Here is an 18,501-nt window from a genome sequence, read left to right as displayed (position 1 = left end):
CGCGGCGGCGGCCGGGACGAGTTCGACCAGCTCGCTCCCGGCCCCGCAGCCGCCGGTACCTCCCACACTGCACCGACCGGCCGCTCCGGCCTGCCCGGAAACGGCCCGCGAAAGGGAACACCGTGCACGCATCCAGACGTAGGCTCATATCCGTGGTGGCCATGTCGGTCACCCTGCTCGCCGGCTCCGCGACCGCCTCCGTGGCCCTGGCCACCGAGACCCCCGCCGCGGCCCCCGCCGCCACGGTCGCCCCCACCGCCCCGGTCGAGAACCTCATCGTCGGATACAAGTCCTCGGCCTCCGAGGCGAGCTCCAACAGCGCGGCCGCCGACGACGCCAGCGCCAAGGGCAAGAAGGCCGGCAAGAAGGCGAAGTTCGACCGCCGCCTCGGCACCGGAGCCGCCCTGGTCAGCCTCGGCGGCACCGTCGCCCCCGCCGACGCGGCCGACGTGATGGCCCAGTTCCGCGCCGACCCGGACGTCGCCTACGTCGAGCCGGACTCCCGTGCCTACCCCACGGCCGTCACCCCGAACGACACCGAGTACGCCAAGCAGTGGGACCTCTTCGAGTCCACCGCCGGCATGAACGTCCCCGGCGCCTGGGACAAGACCACCGGCTCCGGCGTCACCGTCGCCGTGATCGACACGGGCTACGTCGCCCACTCGGACCTCGCCGCGAACATCGTCGCGGGCTACGACTTCATCGCCAGCTCCACCGCCGCCCGTGACGGCAACGGCCGCGACAACAACCCCGCCGACCAGGGCGACTGGAGCGCCGCCGGCGAGTGCGGCACCGGCTCCACCGCCAGCAACTCCTCCTGGCACGGCACCCACGTGGCGGGCACCATCGCCGCCGCCACCAACAACGCCAAGGGCGTCGCCGGCATCGCGTACGGCGCGAAGATCCAGCCCGTCCGCGTGCTCGGCAAGTGCGGTGGTGCCACCTCGGACATCGTCGACGCCATCACCTGGGCCTCGGGCGGCACCGTCAGCGGTGTCCCGGCCAACGCCACCCCGGCCAAGGTCATCAACATGAGCCTCGGCGGCGCGGGTGCCTGCACCGCGACCTACCAGAACGCCATCAACGCCGCCGTCGCCCGCGGGACGACCGTCGTGGTCGCCGCCGGCAACAGCAACTCCGACGCGGCCGGCTTCTCGCCCGCCAGCTGCAACAACGTGATCAACGTGGCCGCCAGCAACCGCGCCGGCGACCGCTCGTACTACTCGAACTACGGCTCGATCATCGACGTCGCCGCCCCGGGCGGTGAGACCCGCCGCGCCACCGACACGCCCGGCACCGTCACCACCCCCGAGAACGCGATCCTCTCCACGCTGAACGCGGGCACCACCACCCCGGGCGCCGAGCTCTACAAGCCCTACCAGGGCACCAGCATGGCCGCCCCGCACGTCGCGGGTCTCGCCGCCCTGCTGAAGTCGGCGAACTCCGCGCTGACCCCGGCGCAGATCGAGTCCGCGATCAAGAGCAACGCCCGCCCGCTGGCCGGCACCTGCACCGGCGGCTGCGGCACCGGTCTCGCCGACGCCGCCGCGACCGTCGCCGCGGTGACCTCCACCCCGCCCACTGCGGGCTTCGAGAACACCACGGACTTCGCCATCGGTGACAACACCACCGTGGAGAGCCCGATCACCGTCAGCGGTGTGACCGGCAACGCCCCGGCCACCCTCAAGGTGGGCGTGAACATCGTGCACACCTACATCGGTGACCTGAAGGTCGACCTGATCGCCCCGGACGGCACCGTCTACACCCTGCACAACCGCGCGGGCGGCAGCGCCGACAACATCAGCCAGGTCTACACCGTCGACGCCTCCACCGAGGTCGCCAACGGCACCTGGAAGCTGCGCGTGAACGACAACGCCGGCGGCGACACCGGCAAGATCGACTCCTGGAACCTGACCTTCTAGTCAGCGCTCGGGAGCCGGCCCCCGGTCCGGCCCTCACCTCGGCCTGACGGGCCGATAGTACGGACCAACCAGCCCGTCGGACCTGCCCATACATCGCGTATCGGCAGGCCCGGCGGGTTTTCCGGTCACGTGACTGATTTCTGCGTCACAATCAGGGTCCGCCCGCCATCCGACCTCGTATTGTCGCCTCTCACAGGAAAGGCACAGGAGCTGGGGACCGAGAGGCTGGTGGCTGTGCGTGGTGGCGGCGACGGGGCACGCTGACACAAGTGTCGCAAGTGTCGGACACGGTGAACTCATCAAGGCGGTCGACCGCGCGCTGACCGCGCACGGCCGGGCCCTGCTCACCGGACCCGCCGGAGCGGGCAAGACCGAGGTGGTCCGCGCCGTCGCGGCAGCGGCCGAATCCCGCCGCGAGGCCGTGCTGCGCCTCGCCCCGGAGGCGGCCGACCAGTGGATACCCGAGGCCTCCGCCGCGGCCCTCCTCGCCTCCGTGCCCAGCGCCGCCCTGGAGGAGCTCTCCGGCCCCCAGCGCACCGCCATCGCCCTGTTGCGCCGCGAGGCCGACGCCCCGCGCGCCGGCCGCGACCACATCGCGCTGCGCCTCGCCGTCGTCGAGGTGCTGCGCTCGCTCGCCGCCCGCCAGCCCGTCCTGCTCGTCCTGGACAACGCCCAGTGGCTCGACGCCGAGAGCACCGACCTGCTCCGCTTCGCCCTGCGTCTGACCCCGCCCCACGTACGGGTCCTGGTCGCCGAATGCGTCCAGGGCGGAGGCCCGGTGGGCGAGCCCCTCTGCGGCCCCGGCGTCCCCGTCGTACGGGTGCCCCCGCTCGGAGCCGACGAGGTCGCCGAACTCCTCGTCCGCCACGGCCTCCCGGCCCGCCTCGCCGGCCGCATCCACCAAGCCAGCGGCGGCAATCCGCGCCTCGCCCTCGCCCTCGGCCACTCCCTGGCCGAAGCCGCCGAGGCCCGTGACTGCAGCGCCCACCACGCCGACCCCCTGCCCGTCTCCGGCCAGGCCCGCGAGGTCGCCCGCCGGCTCCTCGCCGGGGCCTCCGCGCCGTGCCGCCGCACCCTGCTCCTCGCCGCCCTCGCGGCCCGCCCCACCATCTCCCTGCTGCGCCGGGCCGGCCGCCCCGACGCCGAGGCGGAGCTGGCCGAGGCGGAACGAGCGGCGCTGGTCCGGGTGGGCGAGGACGGCCGGGTGGAGTTCACCGCGGGCGCCCTGCCCACGGCGCTGGCCGCCGACGCCGGCTGGCCGGAACGCGCCGCCGGGCACGCGGCCCTGGCCGAAGCCGTCGACGACCAGGTCCAGGCCGTACGCCACCGCGCGCTCGCCGTGGACACCCCCGACCAGTGGCTCGCCGCGGAGATCACCGAGGCCGCCGAGGTCTGCCGCCGCCGCGGCCAGCGGGCCCTGGCCGCCGAACTGGGCCTGCTCGCCGCCGAACGCACGCCGTCCTGGCTGGCCGGCGAGGAACTCGCCCGCCTGGTCACGGCAGCCGAGGACGCCGGCTGGGCCGGCCGCGCCGACCTCGCGCGCCGCGCCGCCAGTGCCGTACTGGCCCGCGACGCCTCGCCCGCCGACCGGGTGCGGGCCCGGCTCGCCGTGATCGACGCGGCCGGACAGGCCCTCGGCGCACTCGACGAGACCTTCGCCTGCGCCATGGCCGAAGCCGCCGGGGACCCCGCGCTCCAGGCCGCCGTCCAGCTGCGGATCGCCACCAAGCACAACCTCAGCGACGGCGACCCCGTCCGCTCCCGCGACGCCGCGGCCCGGGCCGGTGCCCTCGCCGCCCTCGGCGGCGACCAGGTCGCCGAGGCCATGGCCCTGACGGTACGGGCCCGCATGGGCCGCATCCTCGGTGACCCGGGCGCCGAGGCGATCCTCGCCGAGGCCCTCGCCCTGCCCGCCCCCGAGGTGCCGCTCGGCATGCGCAACGCGCCCCAGTACCTCGCGGTCCGCCACGCCCTCTTCGACGACAGCCTGGAGGACGCCCGCCGGCAGCTGATGGTCCTGCTGCCCGCCGTCCAGAGCACAGGCTCCGCCGAGGACGTCTTCGAGGTCCTGCGCAGCCTCACCGAGGTCGAACTGCGCAGCGGCCGCTGCGAGGCGGCCTCCGCCCGCGCCCGCCGCGCCCTGGAGCTGACCATCGAGGCCGGCCTCTCACCGGGCCCCGCCTGGTACGTCGCCGCGATGGCGGAGGCCATGGGCGGCAGCTTCGCGCGCGCCGCCGGCTACGCCCGGCGCGGGATCCAGGCCTCGCAGGAGGAACACGACCAGGTCTTCCTGTCCCGTAGCCTGCACGCCCTCGGCCTGGTGGAACTGGCCACGGGAGAGGCGACGAAGGCCGTCGCCACCCTGCGCCGTGTCGCCGAGCTGGAGGCCGCCCAGAAGGTGGTGGACCCCTCGATCCTGCGCTGGCACGGGGAGCTCGCCGAGGCCCTGGTCGCCGCCGACGAACCGGGCGAAGCCGCCGCACTGATCGACTCCGTCCGCCGGGTGGCCGTCGGCCTCGGCCGCACCGGCGTGGTCGCGGCGCTCGACCGGGCCCGCGGACTGTGCCTGTCCGCGCGGGGCGAGGCCGACGCGGCCGTCCACCTGCTCGAAACCACCGCGCAGCGTTTCGACGTCCTCCAGCTCCCGCTGGAACGCGGCCGTACGCTGCTCGCCCTCGCCCGGGTGGAGCGCCGCCGCCGGCGCCGCGCACCCGCCCGCGACGCGCTCCGGGCGGCGGCCGAGGTGTTCGGCCGGGCCGGGGCCGTCCCCTGGGCGGAGCTCGCCAGGGAACCGGCCCAGGGCGAGGCGGGCGTCGCCACGGGCGGCCCGCAGGTGTCCGCGGCCTCGACCCTGACCGAGGCCGAGACCCGCCTGGCGCTGCTGGTCAGCCGGGGCGCCAGCAACCAGGAGGCCGCGGCGAAGCTGTTCCTCAGCGTCAAGACGGTGGAGGCCCGGCTGACCCGCATCTACCAGAAGCTGGACGTGCGCTCACGGGCCCAGCTGGCCGCGGCGCTCAACGCCCGCTGACGGCCGCGGGCAGTCGACCGGTTCAGCAGCCGAGGTTGTTCCCGGGGGTCACGCCCAGCAGCTGCGTGAAGCTCTGGTAGGCCGAGATCCGGCTCTGGACCTGGGCGGGGTTGCCGCCGTTGCACTCCAGGGCGCCGTTGATGGAGCGGATGGTCTCGCCGAAGCCCGCGCCGTTGACCATGGCGGCGTGGGCGGTCATGGTGCCCGGGCCGTTCTGGGTGTTCCAGTACCACAGGGCCGTCTTCATGGCGACGGCCGGATCCCGCTCCACCAGGTACGGATCGGCGAGGAGGTTGATGCCGAGGGCGTCGCCGGCCGCCTTGTAGTTGAAGTTCCAGCTCAGCTGGATCGGGCCGCGCCCGTAGTACGCGGCCTGGCCCGCGGGGCAGCCGTAGGGCTGTGCCGCGTCGCAGTAGTGCGGGTAGTTGGCGGTGTTCTGCTCGACGATGTGCACCAGGCCGCCCGTCTCGTGGGAGACGTTCGCGAGGAAGGCGGCGGCCTCGCGCCGCCGCACGGTGTCGTCACCGGTCTTGGCGAAGCCGGGGTAGGCGGACAGCGCCGACACCAGGCCGTTGTAGGTGTAGAAGGGGTTCCGGTTCGGGAACATCCGGTCGAACTGGGCCTCGGAGACCACGAATCCGGAGGGATCGACGGGACCCGGGTCCGGCTCCTGGCCCCCGCTCCCGCAGACGCCCTGGTCCGACCAGACGCCCCACTGGCCCGTGGTGCCGGGCGTCTCGCCCTGCGTCCACCACTTGGCCTGCCAGTTGTGCCCGCCGTACGAGGCGTTCATGCCGTTCGTGTAGACGGCCGACGAGGCCCAGGGGCCCGCGCAGGCGGCCGCCGCGGCGGCGGGGGCGGAGGGGAGGGCGATGGCGAGGCCGGCCGTGAGGACCGCGGCGGCCGCCATGGAGAGGGCGCGGCGGCGAAGCGCACGTATCACGTAACTACTCCTTCAGTGGGGGGAGTTGCCGTGGGGACAACGCTGCCCACTGAAGCGAAATGGTCTGGACCTGTCAAGGTCTAGACCAAAGGAAAAGCCCGGTGCCACGCCTGCCGCGTGACACCGGGGCGCAGCCGCGCCGGTCAGCTGCCCTGGGAGAGGTTGCCCGAGAGGATCGGGATGTTGCTGGCGATGTGGGAGAGGGAGTCGTCGCCCTTCGCCTGGGTGGAGTTCTCGGCGCACTGCTGGTTCTGCGGGTTGGCCAGCACGTTGACGTCCTGGACGCCGACGTTGGCGATGACCCCGACCAGCGACTGGACGTTGACCTTGGCCGGCAGGGCGAGGCAGAGCTTGTTGAGGGAGCCCTGGACGGCGCTGAGCTGAGGGCTCATCTTGCCCTCGGTCTCCTGGTTGCCGTAGATCTGCGCGGCGTCGTTCCCGTTGACGGTGTTGACGCCGTTGTCGTTGCCGATCGCCATCGCCGGGGTGGCAACTGCGGCGCCGGCACCGAGCACGGAGGCGGTGACGGCGGCGGTGGCCATGAACTTCTTGAGCATGTGGAGGATCCTTCGGTCGCACTGTCGCGTGGGATAGCTGCCCTCGGCGGGACGCGCTGATCAACTGCCGACAGTGCGCGGGGTTATCCTCCGTCACCCGGGTGGCTCAATGCCGCGGTCCCGCCGCCGCGGCGGCGAGACCGAATCTCCTCGTACTGCGAAGTGCTCTCGCGGTGTGCCGAAGTCCCGTGGGTCAGCCGGTCTTGCGGCGGACCTTCTTGTTCTTGCCGCCGGGGCCGCTGCTGGAGCCCTGGACCTTCGCCCGGCTCTGGTGCGACTGCTGGGACTGCGCGTTCGCGGCGTTGCGCTCGAGCGCCTCCCGGAACTTGCGCTTGGCCTCGTCGGCCGGGGATTCGTCCTGCGGGGTGTCGGTTTCGTCAGCCATTTGTCCTCCTGGGGTGATCAAGCCGTTTCAGTCTGTCAGGTGACGTCGCTGCTGACCAGCGCATTCGTGGTGATCCCAAGGAGGACTTTGGGAGGTCATAAGTTTTGATTATGACGTCATAAGGTGAAACCGGGTGCCGGGTTAGGCTTACCTTCGTTTAGGGTTCCCCTTGATCCACCCTGCCGTCGCTCGAAGGGAACCCCTGCCATGCCTCGCCCTCTCCGGGTAGCAATCGTCGGTGCCGGCCCCGCCGGTATCTATGCCGCCGACGCGCTGCTGAAGTCCGAGGCCGCCGCCGAGCCCGGTGTCTCCATCGACCTCTTCGAGCGGATGCCCGCGCCATTCGGGCTGATCCGGTACGGCGTCGCCCCCGACCACCCGCGGATCAAGGGCATCGTCACCGCCCTGCACCAGGTGCTCGACAAGCCGCAGGTCCGCCTCTTCGGCAACGTCGACTACCCGAACGACATCAGCCTCGACGAGCTGCACTCCTTCTACGACGCCGTGATCTTCTCCACGGGAGCCACGGCCGACCGCGCGCTCACCATCCCGGGCGTCGAGCTGGACGGATCCTACGGCGCCGCCGACTTCGTGTCCTGGTACGACGGGCACCCCGACGTCCCGCGCACCTGGCCGCTGGAGGCCGAGAAGGTCGCCGTGCTCGGCGTCGGCAACGTGGCGCTCGACGTCGCCCGCATCCTCGCGAAGACGGCCGACGAGCTGCTGACGACCGAGATCCCGCCGAACGTCTACGAGGGTCTCAAGGCCAACAAGGCCCTGGAGGTGCACGTCTTCGGGCGCCGCGGTCCGGCCCAGGCCAAGTTCAGCCCCATGGAGCTGCGCGAGCTGGACCACTCGCCCACCATCGAGGTCATCGTCAACCCCGAGGACATCGACTACGACGAGGGTTCCATAGCCACGCGCCGCGCCAACAAGCAGGCCGACATGGTCGCCAAGACCCTGGAGAACTGGGCGATCCGGGACATCGGCGAGCGGCCGCACAAGCTCTTCCTGCACTTCTTCGAGTCGCCCGTCGAGGTGCTCGGCGAGGACGGCAAGGTGGTCGGTCTGCGCACCGAGCGCACCGAGCTCGACGGCACCGGCAACGTCAAGGGCACCGGGCAGTTCACGGACTGGGACGTGCAGTCCGTCTACCGGGCCGTGGGCTACCTCTCGGACGAGCTGCCGAAGCTCCCCTGGGACGTGGCCTCGGGCACCGTTCCGGACGAGGGCGGCCGCGTGATCGAAGCCGGTGCCCCCGTGCAGTCGACGTACGTGACCGGCTGGATCCGGCGCGGACCGGTCGGCCTGATCGGCCACACCAAGGGCGACGCGAACGAGACCGTCGCGAACCTGCTGGCCGACCACGCGGAGGGCCGCCTGAGCACGCCGGACGCGCCGGCGCCCGAGGCCGTCGAGGCCTTCCTCGGCGAGCGCGGCGTCCGCTACACGACGTGGGAGGGCTGGCACCGGCTCGACGCGGCCGAGAAGGCCCTGGGCGAGCCGCAGGGCCGCGAGCGCGTGAAGATCGTCGAGCGCGAGGACATGCTGGAGGCGAGCGGCGCGTAGGGCGCGGGCCCGCGTACGACGCGTGGGGGAGCGGGGCCGGGGCTCAGGAGCCCTGGCCCCGCTCCAGCACACCGCGCAGGAACGCCGCCTGCCCGGCGTGCTGGAGGTCGTCGGCCAGCACGCTGACGAGCCGTACGCCGAGGGTGACGGGCGGGTCCCAGCGCTCGTCGACCACCCGGTCCAGGTCGGCGGCGGTCAACGACCGCAGGAAACCGAGGGTCTGCTCGTGCACGGCGTCGAAGTAGCCCAGCAGCAGCTCGTCCGAGTCGACGCGGACGGCGGCGACCTCCCGCGCCGAGTGGCCGTACCCGGTGGCCTCGGCCGGTAGTGGCAGGGCGAACCGGCCTGCCCAGCCCCCGGAGCGCCACACCTGTTCCAGGCCGCCCGCGTCGGCGATGTGGTCGTCCTGGATCCGGGTCAGGTGCCAGATCAGCCAGGTGATCGAATTCGCGCCCGGATCGGTGCGCGCGTTCAGCCGGTCCGCCGGGAGGCCGTCCACGGCCTCGTGCACGGCCTCCGCGATGCGTCCGAACCCGTCGGAGATGACGTCCGTAGCCTTCATGCACCCACCATGCAAGGCCGGGCGCCCCGCCCGCCGCGGGACACGCGGCGGACGGGCGGGGGAAGCGGCGGCGGGGGAGCCGGGCGGTTCAGCGGCCGGCGTCGGCCGTCGCGGTCGCGTCGGCCTTGGGGGCCTCGTCCGCCGTCTCCGCCTTCTCCGCCGTCTCCGCCTTCTCGGCCGGTCCGGCCCCGTGCGCGGTCCCGGCGGGAGCCGACGCCGCCGTCACGGTGCCGTGTCCGCCCCGCAGCCCGATCCAGCTGATCACCGCGACCAGGGCGAAGGCCACGGCCCCGATCCCGAAGGTGAGGGTGAACCCGGACTCCGCCGGCAGCGGGGGGACCCCCGCCGGCAGGTGCTCGATGGTCTGCGAGGCGAGGATCGTGGTGACGATGGCGCTGCCGATCGCACTGCCCGTCGAGCGGGAGATCGAGTTGATGCCGTTGGCGATGCCGCTCTGGTGGTGCGGGACGCTGGCCATGATGACGGCCGGCATGGCGGCGTAGCCGAAGCTGACGGCCGCGCCGACGACCAGACCCGCGCCGATCACCGAGATGCTGTGCTGGTGGTCCAGGACGAGCCAGCCGAAGCCGACCGCGCCGAGCGCGGCGGCCAGGCCCAGCGCGACGCGCGGACCGCGGTGGCGCACGATCTGGCCGCCGATCGGCGAGGCGAGCAGCGAGACGATGGCGCCCGGCAGCAGGAACTGCACGGAGGCGCGCAGGATCGACGCGTCGAAGCCGTAGCCGGTGAGCGCCTCGGGCATCTGGACGAGGTACGAGACGCCCAGGAAGTTCGCGAACATGCCGAAGCCGACGAGGATGCCGGCCAGGTTGGCCATGAGCACCGGGCGGTGGACGAACATCCGCATGTCGACGAGGGGTTCGCGGACCTTGAGCTCGGTCAGCACCCACACGGCGGTCATGACGGCGGCGCCGGCGAAGCTGCCCAGGGTGCGGCCGGAGGTCCAGCCCCACTCGTGGCCCTGGGAGATCGGCAGCAGGAGCAGCAGCAGGGCGATGCCGAGGGTCAGCGCGCCGAGGAAGTCGGTGCGGCCGCCCGTCTTGTGGCGGGTCGCGGGGACCAGGAAGACCACGGCGAGCAGGGCGAGGGCGGCGAAGCCGGTCGCCATCCAGAACGCGTTGCGGTAGTCCGCGCCGGACCCGGAGGTGAGCAGCCCGGTCGCGACCAGCGCGAGGCCGCTGCCGAACGCGAGCGTGCCGCTGACCAGCGCCATCGCGCCCGGAAGTTTCTGCGGCCGGACCTCTTCGCGCAGGACCGACAGGGCCAGCGGGAAGATCGCGGTGGCGGCTCCCTGGAGCACCCGGCCCAGGATCAGCAGCGGAAGCGACGAGGCCAGCGCGGCGATGACCGAGCCGGCGACCATCACGCCGAGCACGGCGACCAGGGTGGGCTTCTTGCCGTGCTGGTCGCCGAAGCGGCCGAGGAGCGGGGTGAAGACGGCCGCCGACAGGAGCGTGGCGGTGGTCACCCAGCTCACGTTCGCGGTCGAGGTGCCGAGGTCGTCGCGGATGAGGCCGAGGATCGGGACCGGGAGGGTCTGCATCATCGACACGACCATGGCGGCGAGGCTCAGGGCGAAGACGATGACCGTCTCGTTCCTGTGCCCGGAGGCCGGGGCTGCGGCGGAGGAGGGGGTGCTCATGGGTGGCGGGACCTAACGCAGATGTTTGACGTCATCAAGTAACTCCGTCGACGGTAGACCTCAATAGTTCAGGTGGTCAAGTAAATAATTGATAATGTGAAGCAACCTGGGTACGCTCCCGGTATGAGCGACACCGCCACGCCCGCCCCCACCAAGCTCCAGCTCCTGGAGCTGCTCGCCGCCATCGGCACCGCCCAATGGCGCGAGTTCGCGGCGGCCGCCGCCCAGTACGGGCTCACCTCCACCCAGGCCAGGGTCCTGGCCCAGCTCGACGGCCCCGTGCCCATGCGCGGCCTCGCCACCCTGCTGGTCTGCGACGCCTCCAACGTGACCGGCATCGTCGACCGCCTGGAGGCCCGTGAACTGGTGCGCCGCGAGCCCGACCCCGCCGACCGCCGCGTCAAGAACGTCGTGGCCACGGACGCGGGCCGTGAGGTCATCCGCCGCGTCCGGCAGGAGATGCAGGCGATGCACGGCGCACTGGACACGCTCGACGAGGCGGAGAGCGCGACGCTCTACGCCCTGCTGGCCCGGCTGCGCCCTTCGATGGAGAAGCACTAGCCTCGGCCTGCATGAGCACCCTTCAGACGATCAACGACATACCCGTGCTGATGTGCGGGGCCGAGGGCGAGACGATCGCGGGCGAACGCGAGGCCCTGGACTGCGTCGGTGACGCCTCCTACCAGGGCGCCCACTGGGTCGTCATCCCCGTCGCGCGCTTCGACGAGGCCTTCTTCCGTCTGAGCAGCCGCGTCGCCGGCGAGATCATCCAGAAGTTCGCCCAGTACCGGGTGGGCCTCGTGGTCCTCGGGGACGTCTCCCGGCACACGGCGGACAGTGCGGCGCTGCGGGACTTCGTCCGCGAGTGCAACCGCGGACGCCAGACCTGGTTCCTCGCCGACGCCGAGGAGCTGCGCGAGCGGCTGACCGGGGCGACGGCGTGAGGGGTCAGGGCGTGAGCGGCGGGATCCGGATCCTGCGCGCGGCCGAGCGCCCCGCCGCCGCCTGGAAGAACGGCGGGGGAGTGACCCGGGAGATCGCGGCCCACCCCGAGGGCGCCGGCCCGGACGCGTTCCACTGGCGGGTGAGCCTCGCCGAGGTGGCGGCCGACGGGCCGTTCTCCGCCTTCCCGGGCATCGACCGCACCCTCACCCTCGCCGAAGGCGCGGGCATGGAGCTCACGGTGGGCGGCGTACGGCGCCTGGTCGACGAGCGGTTCGCACCGCAGGACTTCCCGGGCGACGAGCCGACCGACTGCCGGCTCATCTCGGGCCCCGTCGTGAACTTCAACGTCATGTACCGCCGGGGCGTCGCGACGGCGCAGACCGCCGTCGTACGGGGCCGGCTCGGCCTCACCGCACCGCCCGGTGAGACCTTGCTGATCGTCGCCCTCGACGGACCGGCCGTGCTCGAACCGCCGCACGGCCCGCCCCTCACCCTGGACACCTACGACGCGGCCCTCGCGGCGGGCCCCTTCGCCGGTTTCGTCCGGACCGGCGGGCGCGCGGCCGTCGTACGCCTCGGCTAGGGAGTGCCCAGCTTCACCCACTTCGCCGCGCTGGGCACGCCCTTCGCGTTGAGCAGGAAGAGCATGTAGTACCCGGGCGGGGCGTCGGCCGCGCCCGGGGGCGTGCGCAGCCCGATCGCGGAGCCGTGGATCCCGGTCAGCCGGAGCTCCAGATGGCGCTGGCTGGTGTTCACCGAATGCGTGACGGTCGTCGGCGCCAGCAGCACGGCGCGCTTCACGTCAGCGGGCGTCGAGCTCTCCACCTCGAAGTCCGCGTCGTAGCCCAGCTCGCCCGCCGGTGCCCGGTCGAGCGCCGGGCGGGCGCCCCGGTGCAGGTAGGCGGGCTCGTAGAGCTCGATGCTGCCGTCCATCCCGTCGCCGATGTCGGGGTCGTTGGCGATCTGCTGGAGCTCGTCGCCGGTGACCATCATCCGGCCGTCGGGCAGGACCAGGGCGTTCGAGTGGTAGCCGCGGGGCAGCCGCTGGGCCGGCCCCGGCTTCCAGTGGCCGCGCGCGTCGCGCAGCTCGATCTGCCGGTACTTCAGGTCGGCCTTCGGGTTGAACGGGCCGTGGCCGTAGTCCCGGGTGTCCAGGGCGCCGTTCACGGTGAGCAGCGTGCCGTCCGGCAGGAGCAGGGTGGTGTCCTGGGTCCGGCCGAAGGCCCTCGGCTCCTCGATGCTCCAGCGGCCACCGGACAGCCGGTACGTGAGCGGGTCGCGCGGATCGCCGCCGAGCACCAGGACGGAGTCCGGGCCGCGGAAGCCGGCCGGGAGCGGCACGGCCGAACCGTACCCCCGGAAGTCGGCGGGCCGCCGCGGCAGGTCGGTGCGCACGTCCTTGACGGGGTCGAACAGCCATTGCTGGTCGGCGTCGCGGCCCAGCCCGTAGATCTTCCCGTCCCGCAGCGAGAACAGGTGTGGATAGTCGTTGCGGAAGGGGGCCTGTGACCGGAGCCGCTCCGGGGCGACGTCCAGGGGGATGTCGTACGGCCGCCAGGGCACCGGACGTCCGAGCGCGGGGAAGCGCTCCACCACCGGGGTGGGCGTGCCCGTCCCGCGCTCGGACTGGCCGGACATGATGATCTGGCGGCCGTCCGCCCCGGTCACCACCGAGGGGTACCAGCGGCCCACGGCCATGTCACGGTTGCGGAACCAGGTCTCGGTCCACGGGTCGAACACGAACGACAGCTTGGCGCCGCTGCCGCCCTTCCCGCCGACATTGCCGCCGAAGACCCCCACCATGCCGTTGGGGAGGTAGGAGTGCCCGGCGCAGAAGAACGGCGCCGGGCGCGGCGCGTAGGTTCCGTCGGGCATCAGCACCACCGGCGGCGGCACGTTCTTGAAGGCCGCCGGCCCGGTCCCCCGGGCCGGGTCCCAGAGAGAGGCGCGGCCCGCGTTCGTCCGGCCGACCGTGTTCGTGGGGCCGGTCTCCTTGGTGGGATCGGCCTGCACGCGCTCGAAGGAGAAGAGCAGCACCTTGCCCGTGGGCAGCAGGGCCACGTGGACACCGAAGTCGGGCGAGGGGAAGAACTGCGTGAACCTTCCGAACCGCGATGCGTCGAAACGGGAGTTGGCCGCGCGCTGGGACTGCTCCAGCGAGGCCAGGCTCGCCGTGCGCTTCGCCTGCGGGTACCCCTGGGTGCCCTGGGCCGCCTGCCGCAGCCGCGCGTGCGCCCGGGCGTGCTCCTCGCCCAGCACGGCGGCCTCGTCGGGCCGGGGCTGCGGCTGCGGCCGCGGTGCGGGCGCCGCCGCCGTGAGGGCGAGGACGGAGGCGATCACCCATGCCGACACTGCGGCGGACCGGCGGGCGCGGGACATGGAACTCCTCGGCTGAAGGTCGGATCGATGTCCGCCGATACTAGGAGAAAAGGGACCTTTCTCCGGGTGAATCGCTGCGGCCATAGAGGTGAGAGCGCGCCCCCTCCACCCGCGCGCCGCCCGCCCCCGGCCACCGCGGGGCGCTATCCCTGTCGACGTGATCAAGTCGCTCCGTACCGGATTCACCGCAGCCGCCGTGACCGCGGCCCTCGTCGCGCTCACCCCCTCGGCCGTGGCCTTCGCCCCGGCCCCCGCAGCTCAGGCCCCCAACGACCAGGTGACCGTGGACGTCGCCTCCGTCAACGGATCGGGCTGCCGTCCGGGCAGTGCCGCCGTCGCGGTCGCACCGGACAACTCGGCCTTCACCGTCACCTACAGCGAGTACCTGGCCCAGGCCGGCGGCGGAGCCCCCGCCGTCGAGGGCCGCAAGAACTGTCAGCTCTCCCTCAACGTCCACGTCCCGCAGGGCTACACCTACGCCGTCGCCAAGGTCGACTACCGCGGCTTCGGCAGCCTGCAGGAGGGCGCGATCGGCACGCAGAAGGCCAGCTACTACTTCCAGGGCATGAGCCAGACCGCGTACCGCACCCACAAGTTCAACGGCGCGCTCGAGGACAACTGGCAGGCCACCGACACCACGGGCATCGAGGCGCTGGCCTGGGCGCCCTGCGGCGAGCAGCGCTACTTCAACATCAACACCGAGCTGCGCGCCGAGGTCGGGACCTCCGACCCGTCCCAGACCAGCTTCATGGCGCTGGACTCCACCGACGGCAGCATCAACAGCGTGTACCACTTCTCCTGGAAGCAGTGCCCGGGCCGCTGATCGAGGCCGTCCCGGCTGATCCGGCATCAGGCCGAGGCGCGCCGCACCAAGGACGTGGTGGTGATCACCGGGTCCGGGGCGGCGCGCCTGCGCTGTGCCCCGCCGCCCCCGTCCAGGGAGCCCAGCAGCAGCCGCGCCATCAACCGCCCCATGCCCTCGATGTCCTGGCGCACCGTCGTCAGCGGCGGGTCGGCGGCCTGCGCGACCGGTTCGGCGTCGTCGAAGCCGACCACGGCCACCTCTGCGGGAACCGCGTGGCCGCGCTCGCGCAGCACCCGCAGCGCGCCCGTCGCCATCAGGTCGTTCGCCGCGAAGACGGCGTCGATCCCGGAGCCGGACCCGCCGCGCGCCGGGCCGCCGTTCCCGCCGTGCCGGTCCAGCAGCTCGGCCATCGCACGGGCCCCGCCCGCCACGGTGAAGTCCCCCAGGGCGACGAGCGCGGGATGAGTGTCCGCCAGTGCGTCCCGGTACCCGCTCAGCCGGTCGGCGGCGGAGGTCTGGTCGAGCGGTCCGGCGATGTGCGCGATCCGTTCGCGCCCCTGGGCCAGCAGGTACCGTACGGCCTCGCGTGCGCCGCCGCGGTTGTCGGCGTCCACGTACGCGACCGTCTCGTCCGGCTCCTCGCCGGGCCCGGTGGTCCAGCCCGGCCGGCCGCCGTAGACCGTGGGCAGGCCGAGACGGCGGGTGATGGCCGGCAGCGGATCGTCGGTGTGCAGGGAGAAGGCGAGCGCCCCGTCGACGTGGCCGCCCGCCAGATACCGCTCGATCCGCTCGTAGTCGCCCCGGTCCTCGACCAGCAGGAGCACCAACTGCATGTCGTGCGCGGTCAGTTCCTTGCTGATGCCGCGCACCTGCCGGGAGAAGAAGGGGTCGGAGAAGATCCGGGTCTCGGGCTCGGCGATGATCACCGCGATCGCGCCGGTGCGCCGGGTAACCAGCGCCCGGGCCGCGGGATTGGGTACGTAGGCCAGCTCCCTGACGGCCGTGCGCACCTTGTCCACCAGGTGCGGGCGCACCCCGTCGCCGCCGTTGACCACGCGGGAGGCGGTGGCCCGCGACACGCCGGCCCGCGCCGCCACCGCTTCCAGCGTGGGGCGGTCCCCGGGGCGCTGTTCGGGCACGCGTGCTCCTCCTGGGTGTCCGGGGGCGGGCGGCTGCCGCCGCGCCGGTCAGCAGGGTAACGCGTGCCGCCGGGAGCACGAGGGCGCTCCCGGCGGCGCGGGTCCCCGTCCGGCCGGCCCCGCGGTGCGGGTCCGCGGCGCCGGCCGGGACCGGTCAGTGACCGAAGTCGAACCAGTTGACGTTCACGAAGTCGGCGCCCTGGCCGCTGGTGAAGGTGAGGTACACGTCGTGGGTTCCGGTCACGGGGCTGATGTTGGCGGGTACCGTCCGCCAGCTCTGCCAGCCCCCCGTGTTCGCCACGGAGAAGCTGCCGACCGGCGCCGAGGTCCGGCTGTCGAGGCGTACCTCGACCAGACCGCTCACCCCGCCCGCGGCGCCGGAGGCGACGCGCCCGTAGAACTGCTTCGCGGCCGTCCCGCCGAAGTCGACGCCCCGGAACAGGGCCCAGTCGCCGTTGGCGAGCGCGGTGAGGTCCTGGCCGCCGCCGGTGTCCGCGGTGGTCTCCTTCGTCACCCCCGCCTGGGAGTCGTACGACTCCGCCTGGATCGCGGCGTACGCGTCGCGGTGGCCCGCCGGCGGGGTGGTGGGCGGGGGCGTGGTGGGCGGCGGGGTCGTCGGCGGGGTGGCGCCGCCGGCCGTCAGGACGGACACGTAGTCGACCACCATGGGGTGGCCGGGCTCGGTGCCCGCGTTGGGCCCCCCGCCGAAGGCGTCCGGGAAGCCGCCGCCCATGGCGACGTTCAGGATGATGAAGTAGCCGTGGTTCGTGGCGTTGGTCCAGGTGGTGGCGTCCACCTGATCGGCCCGTACGGTGTGGAAGTTGATCCCGTCGACGTAGAAGCGCATCTGCTCGACGGCGGTCGACCGGTCCCACTCCACGGCGTAGGTGTGGAAGCCGCCCTGGCAGCTGGTGCCGGGGCAGACCTGCTGGCCGCCTATGCCCGAGGTCTCGTTGCACGGGCCGCCCGGAGTCGTGCCGCAGTGCATCGTGGCCCAGACGTTGTTGATGCCCTGGACGTTCTCCAGGATGTCGAGCTCACCGATGCCGGGCCAGTTCCACCAGTTGCCCCGGTAGGGGGCGCCGAGCATCCAGAACGCCGGCCAGTAGCCCTTGGCCGCGGGGCCCGTGACGTTCGGCATCTGGATGCGGGCCTCGGTGCGCAGCTTCCCGCCGGGCGCCGGCTGGAAGTCCGATCGCCGGGTCTCGACGCGGCCCGAGGTCCACTGGCCGGCCGCGTCCCGGCGCGGGGTGATGCGCAGGTTGCCCGACCCGTCGAGGGAGACGTTGGCGGGGTCGGCGGTCATCGTCTCGATCTCGCCGGTGCCGAAACGGTCCGGTCCGCCGGGATAGCTCGTACCGGTCGTGTACTGCCAGTCGGCGGTGTTCACGCCGGAGCCCGCGGGGCCGTTGAACTCGTCCAGGAACACCTGGGACCAGCCGGCCGGGGTGGGGGGAGCCGTGGCTCCCGCGGGCAGGGTGACGGCCGCCGAGGCGGCCGCGGCCAGGGCGACGGTGCTGAAGGCGGCCAGGACGGCCTGCCGGACGGACGGTCGTCTCCTACCGGATGTCTGACGCATGGGTGCCCTCTCTGAGGCGCCGTGAGGCGCGTTGCGGGGGGAAGAGCCGGCGGAACTCGCCTCTTGAGAGCGCTCTCAAGCGGCTGCGCTGGACACTGTGCTCCCCGGCACCACGGGCGTCAAGACTTCGAACCGGCAATGCGCTTGCGGGTCACGGAGGTTCATTCGTTGAACGCTCGGCGCGGCCGAGGCCGCGCCGAGGGGCTGGGCGCACGTCACCCGTTGGGCCCAACGCGCCGAACTCAATCGTGCGGAGCTCCATCGCGCGGAGCTCAGCGCGCGCGGCGCTCAGTCGGGCGGACCGAGGACCTCCCGCGCGCCGGGCAGGTCGTGCACGGACGCCGCCGTCCCGGTGAGGGGCAGCAGCCCCGAGAGCGGGCACGGCACGGGGATCTCGTGGTCGACCTCCCACTCGCCGACCGCCTCCCCGCCGGGGCCCCGGCCGATGGTGCAGACGGCGTACAGATTGCCCGCGCAGCCCCGGCAGAGCAGGGCCCGGTGGGCGCTCACGGCCGCCCCGCCGGCGGAACCGCGGCGACGGGGCGTCGGCGCGCACCGGCGTTCGTCCGAGTGGCGGGTACGCCGCGCGCTTGTAGCGTCGTTGACGTCAGGAGTCCTGGTGACCCGACAGGACTTCGCAGGCCGGTTCGCCGATGCGGAACTCCCGCCAGCGCGCCGAGCCGCACGTGTGCCGCCCGCGCCGGCGCCGAGCCGGTGCGCCCCTCGCGAGGCGACCGGGCGCACGCGCAGCCCCCGTGAGAGAGGCCGTGCCGATGTCGAACGATGCCCCGATAGCGAGCCTGCTGCGTGTGGAGAGGGGCCATGCCGCCCCCGAGGAACTGGCCGCGATCGCGGTCGTCGTCGCGTGTTACGCGGCGCACCGGACGCCCGCAGACCGCGACGGCAAACGCGCCGACGTGCGGGCCGGAGCCGGAGCCGGGGCCGGCCGCCGCCGTGCCGTCCGGCCGGGCGCCGGCTGCTGGGCGGGCTGCTGGGCCTGCCGCTGAACCCCTTCCGCCGGCCGC

The 18,501-nt window shown here is 73.1% G+C and carries 17 protein-coding genes; 8 read left to right on the top strand and 9 right to left on the bottom strand.

Going from position 1 to position 18,501, the window contains the following annotated elements; all coding sequences use genetic code 11:
* Window positions 1-161 precede the first annotated feature (161 nt).
* Entirely contained in the window at window positions 162-1,922 is a 1,761-nt protein-coding gene (locus tag ACF059_RS05835) for a S8 family serine peptidase (RefSeq protein WP_392053090.1), read from the top strand.
* A 238-nt stretch (window positions 1,923-2,160) separates the two neighbouring features.
* Window positions 2,161-4,950, top strand: a complete 2,790-nt coding sequence (locus tag ACF059_RS05830; RefSeq protein ID WP_392051867.1) for an AAA family ATPase — start codon at window positions 2,161-2,163, stop codon at window positions 4,948-4,950.
* Window positions 4,951-4,972: 22 nt separating this feature from the next.
* Here ACF059_RS05830 and ACF059_RS05825 read toward each other — a convergent pair whose 3' ends face one another.
* From ACF059_RS05825 to ACF059_RS05815, 3 genes are all read right to left on the bottom strand, one after another.
* Window positions 4,973-5,860, bottom strand: a complete 888-nt coding sequence (locus tag ACF059_RS05825) for a glycoside hydrolase family 19 protein (protein WP_392053087.1) — start codon at window positions 5,858-5,860, stop codon at window positions 4,973-4,975.
* Window positions 5,861-6,036: 176 nt separating this feature from the next.
* A complete protein-coding gene (locus ACF059_RS05820; RefSeq protein ID WP_392051864.1) occupies window positions 6,037-6,450 on the bottom strand; it encodes a rodlin in 414 nt (137 codons plus the stop codon).
* A 193-nt stretch (window positions 6,451-6,643) separates the two neighbouring features.
* Window positions 6,644-6,835 (bottom strand): DUF5302 domain-containing protein, encoded by a 192-nt coding sequence (locus ACF059_RS05815; RefSeq protein WP_392051861.1) that lies wholly within the window; start codon window positions 6,833-6,835, stop codon window positions 6,644-6,646.
* A gap of 207 nt (window positions 6,836-7,042) precedes the next feature.
* On the opposite strand from ACF059_RS05815, the gene ACF059_RS05810 reads away from it, so the two are divergent.
* Complete coding sequence (locus ACF059_RS05810) at window positions 7,043-8,404, top strand: FAD-dependent oxidoreductase (protein WP_392051858.1); 1,362 nt, start codon at window positions 7,043-7,045, stop codon at window positions 8,402-8,404.
* Window positions 8,405-8,447: 43 nt separating this feature from the next.
* Here ACF059_RS05810 and ACF059_RS05805 read toward each other — a convergent pair whose 3' ends face one another.
* Together ACF059_RS05805 and ACF059_RS05800 are read right to left on the bottom strand one after the other, a co-directional pair.
* Entirely contained in the window at window positions 8,448-8,966 is a 519-nt protein-coding gene (locus ACF059_RS05805) for a DinB family protein (protein ID WP_392051855.1), read from the bottom strand.
* A gap of 88 nt (window positions 8,967-9,054) precedes the next feature.
* Window positions 9,055-10,629, bottom strand: coding sequence for an MFS transporter (locus tag ACF059_RS05800; RefSeq protein ID WP_392051852.1), 1,575 nt, complete (start codon window positions 10,627-10,629; stop codon window positions 9,055-9,057).
* A gap of 123 nt (window positions 10,630-10,752) precedes the next feature.
* Between ACF059_RS05800 and ACF059_RS05795 the strand changes: the two genes are divergently transcribed.
* Genes ACF059_RS05795 through ACF059_RS05785 form a run of 3 tightly spaced genes read left to right on the top strand, consistent with a single transcriptional unit; the run spans window position 10,753 to window position 12,157 of the window.
* Window positions 10,753-11,190 (top strand): MarR family winged helix-turn-helix transcriptional regulator, encoded by a 438-nt coding sequence (locus tag ACF059_RS05795; RefSeq protein ID WP_392051849.1) that lies wholly within the window; start codon window positions 10,753-10,755, stop codon window positions 11,188-11,190.
* 11 nt (window positions 11,191-11,201) lie between these two features.
* Window positions 11,202-11,573 (top strand): DUF4180 domain-containing protein, encoded by a 372-nt coding sequence (locus ACF059_RS05790; RefSeq protein WP_392051846.1) that lies wholly within the window; start codon window positions 11,202-11,204, stop codon window positions 11,571-11,573.
* Window positions 11,574-11,584: 11 nt separating this feature from the next.
* Window positions 11,585-12,157, top strand: coding sequence for a HutD family protein (locus tag ACF059_RS05785; protein WP_392051843.1), 573 nt, complete (start codon window positions 11,585-11,587; stop codon window positions 12,155-12,157).
* Here the strand turns inward: ACF059_RS05785 and ACF059_RS05780 are convergent.
* Entirely contained in the window at window positions 12,154-13,953 is a 1,800-nt protein-coding gene (locus ACF059_RS05780) for a galactose oxidase-like domain-containing protein (protein WP_392051840.1), read from the bottom strand. The genes ACF059_RS05785 and ACF059_RS05780 overlap by 4 nt on opposite strands.
* 157 nt (window positions 13,954-14,110) lie before the next feature.
* On the opposite strand from ACF059_RS05780, the gene ACF059_RS05775 reads away from it, so the two are divergent.
* A complete protein-coding gene (locus ACF059_RS05775; protein ID WP_392051837.1) occupies window positions 14,111-14,776 on the top strand; it encodes a DUF4360 domain-containing protein in 666 nt (221 codons plus the stop codon).
* 26 nt (window positions 14,777-14,802) lie between these two features.
* Here ACF059_RS05775 and ACF059_RS05770 read toward each other — a convergent pair whose 3' ends face one another.
* The 3 genes from ACF059_RS05770 to ACF059_RS05760 all read right to left on the bottom strand — a co-directional run bounded on the left by ACF059_RS05770 (window position 14,803) and on the right by ACF059_RS05760 (window position 17,986).
* Window positions 14,803-15,897: a LacI family DNA-binding transcriptional regulator gene (locus ACF059_RS05770; RefSeq protein WP_392051834.1), complete on the bottom strand. Its 1,095-nt coding sequence runs from the start codon at window positions 15,895-15,897 to the stop codon at window positions 14,803-14,805.
* Between the two features lie 154 nt (window positions 15,898-16,051).
* On the bottom strand, window positions 16,052-17,476 hold the full coding sequence (locus ACF059_RS05765; RefSeq protein WP_392051831.1) for a glycoside hydrolase family 16 protein: 1,425 nt from the start codon (window positions 17,474-17,476) through the stop codon (window positions 16,052-16,054).
* 288 nt (window positions 17,477-17,764) lie between these two features.
* On the bottom strand, window positions 17,765-17,986 hold the full coding sequence (locus tag ACF059_RS05760) for a hypothetical protein (RefSeq protein WP_366869447.1): 222 nt from the start codon (window positions 17,984-17,986) through the stop codon (window positions 17,765-17,767).
* A 263-nt stretch (window positions 17,987-18,249) separates the two neighbouring features.
* Here ACF059_RS05760 and ACF059_RS05755 point away from each other — a divergent pair, with 263 nt between their 5' ends.
* Window positions 18,250-18,483 (top strand): acyl-CoA carboxylase subunit epsilon, encoded by a 234-nt coding sequence (locus ACF059_RS05755; RefSeq protein WP_392051828.1) that lies wholly within the window; start codon window positions 18,250-18,252, stop codon window positions 18,481-18,483.
* Window positions 18,484-18,501: the final 18 nt, after the last annotated feature.

Origin of the sequence: Streptomyces sp. NPDC016562 (assembly GCF_043076955.1) — a bacterium.
GTDB lineage: Bacteria > Actinomycetota > Actinomycetes > Streptomycetales > Streptomycetaceae > Streptomyces.
Note: the sequence above shows the minus strand (reverse complement) of the source record. Positions and strands in the feature narration are given on the sequence as shown.